General features: G+C 42.1%; 17 protein-coding genes. 9 read left to right on the top strand and 8 right to left on the bottom strand.

Annotation, left to right across the window (positions count from 1 at the left end):
* The first annotated feature begins 139 nt into the window (after window positions 1-139).
* The 3 genes from LKO28_RS07030 to LKO28_RS07040 all read left to right on the top strand — a co-directional run bounded on the left by LKO28_RS07030 (window position 140) and on the right by LKO28_RS07040 (window position 5105).
* A complete protein-coding gene (locus tag LKO28_RS07030; RefSeq protein ID WP_227693994.1) occupies window positions 140-2938 on the top strand; it encodes a TonB-dependent receptor in 2799 nt (932 codons plus the stop codon).
* A gap of 76 nt (window positions 2939-3014) precedes the next feature.
* A complete protein-coding gene (locus tag LKO28_RS07035) occupies window positions 3015-4013 on the top strand; it encodes a metallophosphoesterase (RefSeq protein WP_227693995.1) in 999 nt (332 codons plus the stop codon).
* Between the two features lie 21 nt (window positions 4014-4034).
* Window positions 4035-5105 carry a phytase gene (locus LKO28_RS07040; protein WP_227693996.1) on the top strand — a complete coding sequence of 357 codons (1071 nt, stop codon included), beginning with the start codon at window positions 4035-4037 and terminating at the stop codon, window positions 5103-5105.
* A 68-nt stretch (window positions 5106-5173) separates the two neighbouring features.
* On the opposite strand, the gene LKO28_RS07045 is transcribed toward LKO28_RS07040, so the two are convergent.
* Window positions 5174-6625 carry a glycoside hydrolase family 28 protein gene (locus LKO28_RS07045; RefSeq protein ID WP_227693997.1) on the bottom strand — a complete coding sequence of 484 codons (1452 nt, stop codon included), beginning with the start codon at window positions 6623-6625 and terminating at the stop codon, window positions 5174-5176.
* 93 nt (window positions 6626-6718) lie between these two features.
* The gene (locus LKO28_RS07050) at window positions 6719-7492 is read right to left on the bottom strand and encodes an alpha/beta fold hydrolase (protein ID WP_227693998.1); all 774 of its coding nucleotides are present in this window, start codon (window positions 7490-7492) and stop codon (window positions 6719-6721) included.
* 392 nt (window positions 7493-7884) lie between these two features.
* Here LKO28_RS07050 and LKO28_RS07055 point away from each other — a divergent pair, with 392 nt between their 5' ends.
* The 3 genes from LKO28_RS07055 to LKO28_RS07065 are packed head-to-tail and all read left to right on the top strand — an operon-like array spanning window position 7885 to window position 9140.
* Window positions 7885-8139 (top strand): DUF6364 family protein, encoded by a 255-nt coding sequence (locus LKO28_RS07055; RefSeq protein ID WP_227693999.1) that lies wholly within the window; start codon window positions 7885-7887, stop codon window positions 8137-8139.
* Window positions 8129-8560 (top strand): type II toxin-antitoxin system VapC family toxin, encoded by a 432-nt coding sequence (locus tag LKO28_RS07060; RefSeq protein ID WP_227694001.1) that lies wholly within the window; start codon window positions 8129-8131, stop codon window positions 8558-8560. Before LKO28_RS07055 ends, LKO28_RS07060 begins: the two co-directional genes overlap by 11 nt.
* Before the next feature lie 19 nt (window positions 8561-8579).
* Entirely contained in the window at window positions 8580-9140 is a 561-nt protein-coding gene (locus LKO28_RS07065; RefSeq protein ID WP_227694003.1) for a helix-turn-helix domain-containing protein, read from the top strand.
* Between the two features lie 6 nt (window positions 9141-9146).
* Here the strand turns inward: LKO28_RS07065 and LKO28_RS07070 are convergent, their stop codons facing one another.
* Genes LKO28_RS07070 through LKO28_RS07090 form a run of 5 tightly spaced genes read right to left on the bottom strand, consistent with a single transcriptional unit; the run spans window position 9147 to window position 10652 of the window.
* Window positions 9147-9407 (bottom strand): Txe/YoeB family addiction module toxin, encoded by a 261-nt coding sequence (locus LKO28_RS07070; protein WP_227694005.1) that lies wholly within the window; start codon window positions 9405-9407, stop codon window positions 9147-9149.
* Window positions 9398-9619: a DUF2683 family protein gene (locus LKO28_RS07075; protein ID WP_227694007.1), complete on the bottom strand. Its 222-nt coding sequence runs from the start codon at window positions 9617-9619 to the stop codon at window positions 9398-9400. Before LKO28_RS07075 ends, LKO28_RS07070 begins: the two co-directional genes overlap by 10 nt.
* Window positions 9620-9672: 53 nt before the next feature.
* Window positions 9673-10095 carry a PH domain-containing protein gene (locus tag LKO28_RS07080; protein ID WP_227694009.1) on the bottom strand — a complete coding sequence of 141 codons (423 nt, stop codon included), beginning with the start codon at window positions 10093-10095 and terminating at the stop codon, window positions 9673-9675.
* A 9-nt stretch (window positions 10096-10104) separates the two neighbouring features.
* On the bottom strand, window positions 10105-10404 hold the full coding sequence (locus LKO28_RS15565) for a type II toxin-antitoxin system RelE/ParE family toxin (RefSeq protein ID WP_227694011.1): 300 nt from the start codon (window positions 10402-10404) through the stop codon (window positions 10105-10107).
* A complete protein-coding gene (locus LKO28_RS07090; RefSeq protein WP_227694013.1) occupies window positions 10404-10652 on the bottom strand; it encodes a type II toxin-antitoxin system ParD family antitoxin in 249 nt (82 codons plus the stop codon). Before LKO28_RS07090 ends, LKO28_RS15565 begins: the two co-directional genes overlap by 1 nt.
* A gap of 163 nt (window positions 10653-10815) precedes the next feature.
* On the opposite strand from LKO28_RS07090, the gene LKO28_RS07095 reads away from it, so the two are divergent.
* The 3 genes from LKO28_RS07095 to LKO28_RS07105 are packed head-to-tail and all read left to right on the top strand — an operon-like array spanning window position 10816 to window position 13682.
* Window positions 10816-13038: a heavy metal translocating P-type ATPase gene (locus LKO28_RS07095; protein ID WP_227694014.1), complete on the top strand. Its 2223-nt coding sequence runs from the start codon at window positions 10816-10818 to the stop codon at window positions 13036-13038.
* A gap of 23 nt (window positions 13039-13061) precedes the next feature.
* Entirely contained in the window at window positions 13062-13283 is a 222-nt protein-coding gene (locus tag LKO28_RS07100; protein WP_227694016.1) for a heavy-metal-associated domain-containing protein, read from the top strand.
* A 21-nt stretch (window positions 13284-13304) separates the two neighbouring features.
* The gene (locus tag LKO28_RS07105; protein ID WP_227694018.1) at window positions 13305-13682 is read left to right on the top strand and encodes a heavy-metal-associated domain-containing protein; all 378 of its coding nucleotides are present in this window, start codon (window positions 13305-13307) and stop codon (window positions 13680-13682) included.
* Window positions 13683-13747: 65 nt separating this feature from the next.
* Here LKO28_RS07105 and LKO28_RS07110 read toward each other — a convergent pair whose 3' ends face one another.
* Window positions 13748-14944, bottom strand: a complete 1197-nt coding sequence (locus tag LKO28_RS07110) for a hypothetical protein (protein WP_227694020.1) — start codon at window positions 14942-14944, stop codon at window positions 13748-13750.
* Between the last annotated feature and the right edge of the window lie 48 nt (window positions 14945-14992).

The following is a 14992-nucleotide window of genomic DNA, read 5'->3' on the forward strand; positions in this document are numbered from 1 at the left end:
AGCTTTTGCTGTGTTTTTTTGTATGTAACAAAAGCTTAACGATCCGCTAACAGTCTGAAAACATGGGAAACCTATTTTTGGCGTGAAAAGAAATACTTAAATGTATCAATCAAACCATATCATTTTATAAAAAAATCGCATGAAATTATTTTACACTGTTCTATTCTTTCTGTGCTGTTCGGTGAGCTTTGCGCAAACTAGTATCCTAAAAGGCAAAGTATTAGACAGCAATGATGCCTTTTCGCTACCCGGAGCGACGTTGAGGCTAGAACCCGGCAATCGCTATACGATATCGGATGTTACCGGAGACTTTGAGTTCCTAAATGTTCCTGCAGGAACCTATACCCTTAGCATCAACTATATGGGATACCAGACCTATACCCAACAAGTTACTGTAAATGGTAAAAACGAGCAAATGAAAGTCCTTCTTACTTCGCTTGCGCAAACGATCGGCGAAGTCAGCGTAATGGGAGACATGGCTAAAGGACAGGCTAGGGCCTTGAACCAACAAAAAAACAACAGCAATATCACCAATATTATCTCGAGTGACCAGGTCGGTCGTTTTCCGGATCAGAATATCGGTGACGCATTGAAGCGTGTCCCCGGTATTACGATGCAAAACGACCAGGGGGAGGCACGTGATATTATCGTGCGCGGTCTATCGCCGGAACTGAATTCAGTGACGCTGAACGGAGACCGTATTCCATCAGCCGAAGGTGATAACCGGAACGTACAGATGGACTTGATCCCATCGGATATGATCTCGACGATTGAGGTCAATAAAACCTTAACGCCCGATATGGACGCCGACGCGATTGGTGGCTCGGTTAACTTGATTACGCGTGCCGTACCGAATAAACAACGTATTTCTGCTACTTTAGGAGGTGGCTATATGCCCATCCGCGAAAAAGGCATCTATAACGGCTCACTGGTATATGGTAACCGCTTTGCCGACAACAAATTAGGCATTGTACTGAGCGGAACGATTCAAAGCCAGACCTTTGGATCCGATAATATCGAAGCCGCATGGAAAGACGAGGATGGCAATGCCTTTGTGGAAGAAATGGAAATCCGCAAATACGATGTGCAGCGTATCCGCCGCAGTTTTTCCCTAGCAACCGACTATCAAATAAATTCTAGAAACCGAATCGAACTAAATGCCATCTATAACTGGCGCGACGACCGGGAAAATCGTTATGCGGTAACCTATAAGGATATGGAATGGGATGCAGACCAAAATTCCTATGTCGGCGATATTCGTAGACAAACAAAAGGCGGCATAGATGATAATACCAACAAAAATGCCCGTCTGGAAAGACAAAAAGTAATGAACTTTTCGTTAAGAGGTGAACATTTACTGACGTCTAAATTAGACTTCGATTGGGCAGCTTCTTACTCTAAAGCTTCCGAGGATCGCCCCAACGAACGGTATATTGAATTTGAGCAAGAAGGTCTATTATTAAATAACGACTTTTCAAAGCCACGCAAACCTTTCGTTGCAGACAATTACCATGATTATTCGCAATTTAGCTTAAAAGAGCTGACCGACAACCAGGATTACACCTCAGAAGACGAGTTTGGAGCGAAAATAAACTTTCGTTTTCCGCTGAGCGTTATCGATGGTCAGAAAGGAAGGTTTCGTTTCGGTACCCGGCTACGCATAAAAAATAAGAAAAGAGATAATATCTTTTACGAATATTCTCCTGTGGACGACTTCGGACCGATGAGCAGCGCATCGCTCGAAAATTGGTCAGGCAGCAATTTTGCGCCAGGTAGTCAGTACACGCCGGGAGGTTTTGTAGACAAAAGATATTTAGGTAGACTAGACTTGCATAACACCGCACTATTCGAGCAAGATGCTGCGCCTTCGGAATATCTCGCTGAAAACTATCATGCAAAAGAACTGATTTCTGCGGGATATGTTCGCTGGGATCAGAATTTTACCGAACGGACATCGATGATTGTCGGCGCACGGATGGAATATACCAAAATTGACTACACGGGAAACTATGTACAAGATGAGGAAGAGCTTTTGGGTGAGGTAAACAATAAAAACGATTATATCAATATATTGCCTAGCATAACATTCAGACACGACGTAACAAAGGATTTCATCGTGCGTGCGGCGGTTACAACAAGCTTAGCCCGCCCGAATTATTACGCATTAGCACCCTTCGTGAGTTCCCTTCCCGGCGATCACGAGATCATGACTGGCAACCCCGATCTGAAAGCTACTTACGCCACGAACTTTGATTTGATGGCGGAAAACTATTTTCAAAATATCGGGATCGTATCGGCCGGAATTTTCTATAAAAATTTAAATAACTTTATTTATAGCTACCGCGACGCCAACTACAGCAGCGAGAAATTTGCTACGGATTTCCCAGATATCGCTAACCCTATCCCAGCCGATGCAACGGATCAATGGACATTTGTACAGTCCCGGAATGGCGACAATGTAGATGTATATGGTGCAGAAGTAGCCTTTCAACGACAGTTGGACTTCCTTCCTGGAAAATTCTTAAAAGGCTTCGGCATCTATGCGAACTATACTTACACACACTCTGTAGCTAAGGGAATTACCAGTGAGGATGGCGAGGAAAGAACTGGTCTAGGTCTTCCACGTACGGCACCGCACATGGTGAATGGGTCAATATCTTGGGAAAATGATAGGTTTTCCGCCCGCGTATCGGCAAACTATACCGCCGCTTATTTAGATGAAATCGGCGAAGCGGACTTCTATGACGCTTACTACGACAAACAGTTTTTCCTTGATGCAAATGCGTCCTATAAGATAGCACGTCAATTTCGTATTTTTGCCGAAGCAAACAACCTGACCAACCAGCCCTTGCGCTATTATCAGGGAAACAAAGAACGCACCATGCAAATGGAATATTATCGACCACGCTTTAACCTAGGACTAAAATTTGATTTATAATAACTCGATTATTGTACCATGCCAAAGCCAGAAAAGAAAACGCCTTTGTTGGTTTTTGGTGTTAAATAAGAATAAGATGAAAAAAACACTTTTAGCAGCTATTATCTGTTTCAACCTCGCATTGACGTTCGGACAGGTATCCCCTTTCGAATACGAGAAGCAGACTGGATATAAGGGAAAAAACATCCCTGATTTAACTTACATCGAAGATAGCTACAGCTTTTTGGTACTGGGTGACTTTGGGCGTGTCGGCAACTATTACCAACAAGACGTTGCGCGAGAATTGGGACACGCAACTGTCGCCCTTGATGCGGAGTTTATCGTCTCGGTGGGAGACAATTTTTATCCGAACGGCGTTGCCAGCACAACAGACTTTCATTGGATATCTTCTTTTGAAACTATTTATACAGATCCCAGTCTGTACATGGATTGGTACGTCGCACTGGGCAACCATGACTATCGAGGAAATGTCCAGGCACAGATCGATTATACCAATATCAGTAGACGATGGAATATGCCTGCCCGGTACTATAGCAAAACATTCGAAGTAAACGACGACGAAAAAATGCTCCTTATCGTAATGGATACGAATCCCTATATCGATGGCTATTATGAGGATCCTGAAAAGTATCGGGATATCGCTGAGCAGGACACCGCAAAACAAACACAATGGCTGATAGAACAGCTCGGAACAACGGATCCGCAAGTAAAATGGAAAGTCGTGATCGGGCATCATCCTTTATATTCTGGCGGAAAGCGTAAGGACAGCGAAGACACGAAATTGTTCGAACAAAAATTTGCCGGCTTATTTGATCAGTACAGGGTCGACGCCTATATCTGTGGACACGAGCATGATTTACAGATCATCAAGCCCCAAGGTCGGTTTACCACACAGTTTCTTTCCGGTGCTGCCAGCGAAGTGCGTGCGTCCGGAAATCGGGAAGGAACGATTTTCGCGGCTGCGGAGCCTGGTTTTATGGCATTTTCCATAGTCGACGGCAAAATACTCGTACAGACTGTCCGCGCGAATGAAACAGGTGCGAAAGTTCTGCATAAATATGAGTTAACAAAATAAACACACCAAATACACAAAACGATGAACAAACTATTTATTTGCTCCACCCTACTCCTCTTGGCAACATCCTGTCAAGACCGTATGGCTCCAGTAGCCGATAACGCGATTAAGCCGACGGTCATTACCGAACCGACTCCAAACGATACGGACGACCCCGCTATCTGGGTACATCCCGACGATCCGACGAAAAGCCTCATCATCGGAACCGACAAGGAAGTCGGGGGTGGACTTTACGTTTATGATCTACAGGGCAAGATCGTCAACAAATTTATCGATATGGAGCGCCCGAACAACGTGGATGTGGCGTACGGCTTAATGATCAATGGAAAAAAGACCGATATTGCGGTGACAACCGAGCGTAAAGCACACCGTCTCCGCATCTTCTCCTTACCCGATTTAACCCCTATCGACAATGGCGGTATTCCGATTTTCGAAGGTGAAACCGGTGAAGAAGAACGTGACGGAATGGGCATCGCACTGTACACCAAACAAATCGATTCGGCCAATGTAGAAATTCAGGCGATCGTGGGGCGTAAGAACGGTCCATCAGGAAGCTATCTATGGCAGTATAGACTGTCTGGAAACGGTGATGGTACTGTATCTGGCGAAGTTATCCGTAAATTCGGCACCTACAGTGGAAAGAAAGAAATCGAAGCTATCGCTGTCGATAACGAACTGGGATACGTTTATTATTCGGATGAAACCATCGGTGTTAGAAAATACTATGCCGACCCCGAAAAAGGAGACGAAGAACTGGCTCTTTTTGCGCAGCAGGATGCACAAAGAGATCACGAAGGTATCGCGATTTATAAGAAAGATGATAAAACAGGGTATATCTTAGTTTCCAACCAGCAAAACAATACTTTTTTAGTCTATAAAAGAGAAGGTGAAACAGGTAACCCGCACGAACATACATTGATTGCAAACATCCCGGTTTCGACCGTGGAATGCGATGGTGCAGATGCGTTGAACGTAAATTTCGGAGAACAGTTTCCAAATGGTGTATTCGCCGCGATGAGCAATGGAAATGTATTCCATCTGTATGACTGGCGTATCATGCAAGATTGGATAGATCAGCACCCTATACAATAAAATAAATGGCGGGCATTTGATATGCACCGCCATTTATTTTTCCATATATTTTTGAAGGATACTTCTCTTTAAAATGTTTCAAATTCCGCTTCGGAAGATGCCTGTACATCTTCTTCACTCACCAATTTTCCGTTGATCGTTACATTATCAAATTTCATCCCTTTAGTATAATTCGCCTGAATAGGCACATCTACACCTTCGATAGTGGAATTAATAATCCGGAGGTTTTCTGCAGGCGATTCTTCATAAGCGTTGATTAATACGCCGAACTTACCTCCCTCTCTAACGTTTAGGTTTTCCACCGTAACATTACGTACCGTAGGCATAAAATCACCTGGATTCTCGTAGTACATATCAACTAACACAGCAGCTTCTTTGTATGTGCCCACCTCCACATTACGCATGTATATATTTTCGATCACTCCACCGCGAAGCGAGCTTGTCTTAATCCGCAAAATCCTATCCAGTTCCGGGCTGTCCATTTTCAGGTTCTGGGCGAAAATATTCCTCGCTCCTCCAGATATCTCACTACCTAACACGATACCACCATGCCCATCTTTCATCTCACAATTTTCGATAATATGGTTTTCCGCCGGACGCCCAATCTCCCGACCATCTTCGTTCCGTCCGGATTTAATAGCGATACAATCATCTCCCGTATCAAAATAACAATCCGTTATCAATACATTTTTACTGGACTCCGGGTTACAACCATCATTGTTGGGTCCATGTGTGACTACACTGACGTTCCGCACCGTTACATTTTCGCATAATACCGGATTAATATTCCAGAACGGGGCGTTAATGATCTTCACGTCTGCGATTAAAATGTTCGTAGAATTATAAGGTTGAATAAATGGTGGGCGTAAAAAATGTCCGTCGCCATATACCCGCTCTTCTACCGGGACCCGATCTTTCACATCCTGCGTCAGTTTTTTGACGGCTGCCAACTGGTTGTCCATCCCTTCAACCCAACCATGCTCCTTCTTTGCTTTCCATGGCCACCAGAACTCATTATTGGCGTTTCCATCCAAAATACCGTTACCAGTAATTGCAATATTTTCTTGACCATAGGCATAGATCAGGGGCGAATAGTTCATACATTCCATTCCTTCCCACCGCGTTTTAACCAACGGCTTATAGTCTTCCACGTCCCGGCTAAACAATAACTTTGCACCATCCTCTAAATGTAGGTTAACATTACTTTTCAGGTGGATTGCCCCCGTCAGAAACGTCCCTTTTGGAACCACCACACGTCCGCCGCCATCCACATGGCACGCTTCAATCGCGTCATTGATTGCTTTGGTGCTCAGCACCGTGCTATCCAAACCTGCCCCGTATTCCGTGATAACAAAATCTTTCTTCGCGAAAGTGGGCTCCACAATCAGCGCGCGTATGCTATCGGCTGTTTCCCATGCCTTGTGACTTTCATTTGTTTGCTTGTTTTGAGTCTCTCCACAACCTATCAGTACACTTATAGGTAAAACTGCGGCTAGGATTAAATTACGTACTTGCTTCATATTATAGTTCACTTGGATAAAAGCCGAAAGATAGGAATAAATATCTATACCCTATTTTCTATATAGATTTTGTTACATACTCAGTAGGTACCCCTACCCTAAAAATTGAGCGACCAGTTCGTTAAACGCTTTTGGGTTTTCCGCCTGCACCCAGTGTCCCGCTTTAGGAACTGTCTGGATCTCCGAATTCGGAAACATATCCTTAATCATAGCGCGATCGTCTTCTACAATATAGTTTGACTTCTCGCCCGAGAGGAACAACGTTGCCCCATCATACACGCCAGGCTCTACTCCCACCGTGATAAATTCGGCATATTTTTCTGTCAGGGTTTTCAAATTAAAACGCCAATCTAACGCCCTATCTTCTGTAATATATACGTTTTTAAGCAAAAACTGAATGACACCTGTTTCATTCAAATACTGGCGCAATTGGCTTTCTACATCACCACGGTTACGCGCCTCTTCCATCTTAACCGCTTTAAGCGCTTCAATTATTTTCTGATGATGCGGAGGATACGCTTTCGGCGCAATATCCGCGATAATTAATTTACGGATGTTGGTCGACTTCGTAACCGCATATTGCATCGCCACTTTGCCCCCTAAAGAATGTCCAATAATATCCACCTCATGCAATTGGTGTGTCTGTACATAAGTTTCCAAATCGTCTACCATAGCCGACAACGACATGTCCTCGTGGTGAAAACTTTGTCCATGGTTCCGCAAATCGATTAAATGTATCGGCCTATCCTGACTAAATTCCCGTGCAAAGCTCCCCCAGTTGTCAGACATGCCAAATAAACCGTGCATAACCAATAGCGGGGTGCGGGCGTTGTCTTCTCCGTATATTCGTGAATGTAAAATCTCCATAATGGGTAAAGATAAGGTTTCTCTTCTTCTTTTTATCCATTAGTAGTTAGCTTAAATGGTATGGATGAGCACTTCGTGGTTTTCCCTCAAAAAAAGAAGCAAAACCGAACAAAGTGAGCTCATGGATCCCAAAACAAACACGAATCCATAAAAAATCGTCACTTCAAATGTTTTACATTAGGAATAGTACTAAGGATGAGTCGGTGCAGTTGTAAAACATTTGGATGCGACCTATTTGTGCTAATTAGGGATCGTGCAATTGCGTAAACAAAAGTGCGATCAATAATGAATAATGAATAGTGGTTATGCGGATTAAAATTACATTTTTTTGCGCCGGAACACGTGTTGTTTTTCACAAAACAAACACGTATTTTTGTACAAAGGAGGAAATCATGAGTACAAAATTGACCTTGACACTGGAGAAAGAAGTTATTGAAACTGCGAAAGAATATGCGAAAGAGCGGGGACAAAGCCTCTCTGAAATGGTTGAGAACTATTTCAAACTGCTAACGGTAGATAGACGAAAAATTAAGCCAAAACAACTTTCTCCTAAAGTCCAAAAACTACGCGGAATTATAAAAACTGACGAAAATATCGACTACAAAAAAATGCTGGCGGAAGAATTATCTAAAAAATATGGCCTATAAATTATTTATCGATTCGGACGTCGTCATTGATTTTTTTACGGATAGGGAACCTCATGCAAACCCAGCCAGTGAGCTTTTTGAACTGGGCGAAAGTGGGGCTGTTGTTTTGTTTTTATCAGCTGTTAGCATAAATAATATTTACTATATCGTAAGGCGGTTTTTGGGTCATAAAAAAACGTTGGAAGTAGTAGAGACACTTGCAGAAATGACTGAAATTATCGGTACTACGAAGAAAGAAATTCTACAGGCCCTAAAAAATGAATTTTCTGATTATGAAGATTCCATTCAATATTCTTCAGCATTAACCGTTAAAGGGTTAGACGTGATCATTACCCGAAACATAAAAGATTATAAAAGTGCAGATATATCGGTGATGGCTCCTGTAGATTTCCTAAAAATGTTTAGAAAAAATAGGGATTAATACTATACATGGTTATTTCATGACAGTATACATCAAAAATATGGTATGCAACCGCTGCATCATGGTGGTTCGCCAAGAGATGGAGAAACTCGGGCTCCATATCCAGGCTATAAAATTGGGAGAGGTGGCACTAAAGGAGACCTTGGAGCAAGCCCAATTGGCTACGATTGCAGATGTACTGGAGCCGCTGGGATTTGCGTTGATTGACGATAAAAAGAGTCAGCTTATTGCACAGATAAAAGCTATCGTTATACAATGGGTACGCGAACAATATAGGGAGCGCACCGTTAATCTATCGGATATTTTGGCCGATCAGCTGCATCATGATTACAATTACCTATCCAATCTCTTCTCCGAAGTGGAGGGTATCACTATTGAAAAATACCATATCGCTCAAAAGATCGAGCGCGTGAAGGAACTGTTGGTTTATGATGAGTTGTCGTTAAGTGAAATTGCTTATCAGCTGGGTTATTCCAGTGTGGCGTATCTCAGCAACCAGTTCAAGAAAGTGACCGGCTTATCGCCCAGCCATTTTAAAAAAATCAAAGAAGATAAGCGGAAACCGTTGGATGAGGTGTAGCTGGAATTATCCGTAATGACCTTTTAATGAAAATACATAAAGCTTCTCATCTTCTATTTGATAGATATACCGATGTTCTTTCGTAATTCTTCTCGACCATTTTGGAGCGAGATTGTATTTGAGCGCCTCGGGTTTACCAATTCCTTCGTATGGACTTGCAACAATTGCCCTTGTTAACTGTGCTATTTTTTTGAGAATAGGTTTATTTCCTGTTTTTATCCAATAATTTAGGTCTTCTTCTGCTTGCGGAAGATATATTATTTCCATAAAGCATCAAGTTCATCAAGCGTCATTGTCCTTCCTCTCCCTCTTTTTTTATCTTCATCTCCTTGTTGTATTTTTTCTACAAATTCCGGATTATAGGGGCTTCCTTCCTCTTTAGAAAGTTCAAATTTTATTTTCAAGGCTTTCATAAAAGCTTTTAAGGCTTCGATTTGCGAAGCATCATCTGTATACGCTTTTATATTGACTGTTTCCATGAGTAAGTTATTTTGACACTTATCAATATCTGCAACTGCAAAGATACTAATTTTTAAATGTTTATCTTAATATTAGGGTTTATACTGGTCAAATCAGCTATAAAATTGCTTTTATCTTTCGGGGATATTATAACTTCTTCATATTTCCCGTATTTAATCTTGATGCGATCAAAAGAGGCTGCAGGAGACGACAGAACACTTCTAGTTTTAGAAATATCCTTCATTTTGTTAATATCAACAGACTTATAAGAAAATGGCCTCATTCTAATCTTGAGTTGATTTTTTTCGATAATATATTCGGTTTTAAACAGCATATACACGATAAACCCAAATACGATTACTAGTGGCACGAATACTCCCATAAGAACCGTATCCAATCCGTTCTTGATAACTTCGGGAACAAACGGCAGGAAGAACGCGAGAAATATAAAAATTAACAATCCATACGATACTTTTGAGGTATATTTCTTTGCCATATCTATGCCCTAATCGTTTAATCTAGTATCAATATCCACCTGTTGATGTAGAATTCGAATTATTTCTATTCGGCTCCGTACTATATCAATTTTATAGAAAATGAAATGAGATTTCACTCGCGTCGTCCAATATCCTTTCCTTATATGACTATAATCTTTTCCGCTGTCGGGATTCTGTGCGATATACTCTATTTCATCCATCAGTAGATTATAATATCTGTCAGCTTGGTCGACTGACCATGTTTCAAAAGTATAAAGCCATATATTTTCGAGATCTTTAGTAGCTTCAGTACTGATTTTATACCTCATTATTTATCAACATATTTATCATGAATTGTATTCAGAAATTTTTGTCGATCAAAATCTTCCACGTATCCAGATCTTTCTCCTTTTTTTAGTTCCTTTATCAATTCTGTCTTTTTCGTTTCTTCATGCTCAAACATGCGTAGCGCCGCTCTGACGACTTCGCTTGCCGAAGAGAATTTCCCTGTTTTTATTTGTTGATTTATAAAGTTATCAAAGTAATCTCCCAACAAAATTGATGTGTTCTTTGCCATAACCTTTCTGTTTTATTAACCGTTTTCTCTCAAAAATACCATTTTTTTGGTATGTCATCAAAACAAACAAACGTAAATCTTACAACTCTTTCCCAAAATAGTGTAAGATACGATCAACTCTTTATGCCGACCTTTGTCAGTAACAAGCAGAAAGGTATAAGCTATGGCTACAACGCATAAACAAACAGCAATAAAAGAATCATTCCCGGTCTTAAACATGACCTGTGCGGGATGTGCTGCCAGCTCGGAAAGCACCGTTAAGGCACTACCCGGTGTACGCGAGGCATCGGTAAACTTTGCCAACGCGATGCTAACCGTCGAGTATGAACCGGATACAACCAATCCTACTACCATGCAGGAAGCCCTACAATCCGTGGGTTATGATTTACTTTTAGAAGACGAAAGCACGCAACAGGAAACCCTAGAAGCTCTCCACGAAAAGAAATATAGATCTTTAAAAAACAGAACAATCTGGGCAATAATATCATCACTTCCCGTGGTGGTCATCGGTATGTTTTTTATGGATATGCCCTATGGGAATGAAATCATGTTGCTATTCTCGACACCGGTCGTCCTGTGGTTAGGAAGAGACTTCTTTATCAACGCTTGGAAACAGGCTAAACATCGCTCGGCAAATATGGATACCCTCGTTGCTTTGAGTACCGGGATAGCCTATATATTTAGTCTATTCAATATGGTATATCCAGAATTCTGGAACGCCAGAGGACTAGAAGCACATGTCTATTTCGAAGCAGCAGCCGTGATTATCGCTTTCATTTTATTAGGTAAATTATTGGAAGAGCGTGCCAAAGGGAATACATCTTCCGCGATTAAAAAGCTGATGGGCCTACAGCCCAAGAACGTCGTGGTCATGCTTCCTGACGGAACCGAAAAACAAATAGCCATCGAAGATGTCCGTCTAGACAATATCATCTTGGTAAAGCCGGGCGAAAAGATTGCGGTGGACGGTATCGTTACCTCCGGCAACTCTTACGTCGATGAAAGCATGCTCAGTGGCGAGCCAATACCCGTCGAGAAAAGAGAAAACGAAAAAGTCTTTGCAGGAACCATCAATCAAAAAGGAAGCTTTCAATTTAAAGCAACCAAAGTTGGCAAAGACACAATGCTTGCACAAATCATTAAAATGGTGCAGGACGCACAGGGCAGTAAAGCTCCCGTGCAGAAACTGGTTGATAAAATCGCCGGTATATTCGTACCCGTCGTTATGGGAGTCGCTTTGGTCACTTTTATCTTATGGCTTGTGCTGGATGGAAATGAAGGACTAGTACACGGGCTATTGGCTGCGGTTACCGTCTTAGTGATTGCCTGTCCATGCGCGTTAGGCTTGGCCACACCTACAGCTATTATGGTGGGTGTGGGCAAAGGAGCTGAACGCGGCATTTTGATCAAAGACGCGGAAAGTCTCGAATTGGCTAAAAATGTCGATGCCATTATCTTGGATAAAACCGGTACGATCACAGAAGGAAAACCCGAGGTAACGGATGCACGCTGGCTGCGCGATAATGATACCGACAAGCAGTTATTGTTCAGCTTAGAAAAACAGTCTGAACATCCGTTAGCTGATGCTGTGGTGAAACATCTGGAAAGCACCCAAACACTTCCTATATCTTCTTTCGACAGTATTACCGGAAAAGGCGCCAAAGCGGTTTTCGAAGGCGAAGATTATTATGCTGGCAACAAAAAGCTATTGACGGAAAATGGGATCCAAATCTCACCCGAACTTCAACAATATGCCGACACCTGGAGTACGCAATCCAAAACTGTCATCTGGTTTGCTAATAGCCAAGAGGCGCTTGCCGTATTGGCGATCTCGGATAAGATCAAAGAAACATCCGTAGAGGCTATCCAACAGTTAAAGGACATGGAAATCGAATTGTATATGCTGACGGGGGATAACGAGGCAACGGCCAAAGCGATTGCGGAGCAGACCGGCATCCCGCATTACGAGGCGGAGGTATTGCCGCAGCAAAAAGCGGATTTCGTTAAGAAATTACATCAGCAAGGTAAAGTCGTTGCCATGGTCGGAGACGGTATCAACGATAGTACCGCCTTAGCAACCGCCGATGTCAGTATCGCTATGGGTAAGGGAAGTGATATTGCAATGGATGTGGCGAAGATGACGATCATTTCCTCCGATTTAAAAAAGATACCCGAGGCGATAAGGTTATCAAAACAGACCGTGGCCACTATTAAACAGAATCTATTCTGGGCATTCATTTACAACTTGATTGGCATTCCAATTGCAGCGGGTATATTGTATCCGATTAATGGATTCCTGCTTAATCCGATGATTGCGGGGGCAGCGATGGCATTGAGTAGCGTAAGCGTAGTGAGTAACAGTTTACGGTTAAAATGGAAAAAATAATAGATAACTTAGTATTTATAGATATGGAAAATAAAACATTAAAATTCAAGACAAACATCAATTGCGGTGGCTGTGTATCGACCGTAACTCCTTTTTTAAACGAGGTGGATGGGGTAACCAGATGGGAAGTCGACACGAACAACAAGGATAAAATACTGACTGTTGTTACGGACAGCGCAACGGAACAAGATGTTATAGATTCGGTAAAGAAAGCTGGGTTCAAAATAGATCCTATACAAAGTTAATAAACGATAAAACAACAGAAAATGAAGAGACTATCTTATATCATCACCACCTGTTTAGTCCTATTGTCTACGCTATCCATCGCGCAGATTAATAATGCAAAAACAGAAACGGCAAAAGTCAATGGTAATTGCGGCATGTGCAAACGCACCATCGAAAAAGCGGGTAACGCGAAAAACGAAGCAAAGGTTATTTGGGATGCCGAAAACCAAAGAGCCTCCATTACCTACGATGCCGAAAAAACGAACATCGATTCCGTCCTGAAACGTATTGCACAAGTGGGGTACGATAACGAAAAGTATCTCGCTCCCGATAAGATTTACCAAAATCTACACGGTTGTTGCCAATATGAGCGTGAATTGAAACAAGCAAAAAACAATAAAAAGCCGGCTTCTGAATAGAAACCGGCTTTTTTATGAGAGGTATTATTATTTAACTTTTCACTTGTTTTGAAGCGTATCTTCGATTATAGACCAACAGTCCAACCTTCTGCCCATGTTGGCATATCAGTACCATTCCCTGCACCAGTAGCTGCTTCATTTTCTGTGTAAATAGCTGAAACATCAACAGATTCACCCGGGATGTCATTTCCAGCATCATCTTTCCCTGGACTTGTCTTTTTACCTTTAGACTTTGTCTCTACATTATCAAATTTCACATTGGTTACTTTTAATGAGCCATCTGCCACATAACCGATACCCTCGTCATGTTCTACATCAAAACCAACCGACCAGTTACTTAAGACGACGTTATCAATGCTCGCCTTGGTTCCAACACGTAATTTCATAGCTTGTGGTTCTGATCCAGTCTGGCCACGCCCAATTAAGGTTAAGTTCTTAATCGTCGGATTAGAGATCGGATTAGCTAAATGATCATTGGAATTGTTATCCGCTTCGATACCGCGGTTACCTTTAGAAGAGGCTTCCTTTCCATACCAGTTTTCATTTGTACCATTCCAACCTTCGGTCCAGTCAAATTGGTCGTCTTCATTAGCTGTTGCTACCAAATACTTTGTATTTACCGTACCACCAAACCATTCAAAACCGTCATCCGATCCTTCATGTACCTGCACATACTCAATGGTAGTACCGTTACCCACTCCAAACATAGAAAGTCCGTTGAATTCCTTTTCTGCATTATAGGCGTAACCTGAATATTCGATCCGCGCATATTTTAGAATACCCGAGTTATCGTTCGCTACCGTACCACCATATGGCAATCCAGAAACTTCCGCATTTGCAGTATTTCCTTTGTTAATCGGAGCCTTTCCACAAATGACGATTCCGCCCCACGCCTGCTGCACTTTGTTCGTTGCTGTAAAAACAATAGGCTGCTCTTTAGTTCCATCCGCTAAGATTTGACCGCCTTGCGCTACCGCAATGTAACGGATCTCTTCACCATCTCTAAACGGAGTTGCTTCTACGATCACACCTGGCTTGATGGTTAATTTCCCACCGGCATTCACGATTAGAGGTCCGGTCAACTTGTAAGTACCGCTCTCCAGCACCAAATTTTCACCGTCTTTGACTTCTCCCTTTAGATTTGTACGAATATCGTTGTCAATAATTTCAATAGGATCGTCTTTATCACTACACGCCATAAAAACACTTGGAGTAGCCGCAAGTAAAGCGAACATTAACAATGTAGAAGTAGATCTTTTCATTTTCTTATTTTTAATTTTTTCTTCTTTCTATAGTACAAAGAAACTCTT

It is taken from the genome of Sphingobacterium sp. FBM7-1 (genome assembly GCF_020687765.1).
In the GTDB taxonomy this organism is placed as follows: domain Bacteria; phylum Bacteroidota; class Bacteroidia; order Sphingobacteriales; family Sphingobacteriaceae; genus Sphingobacterium.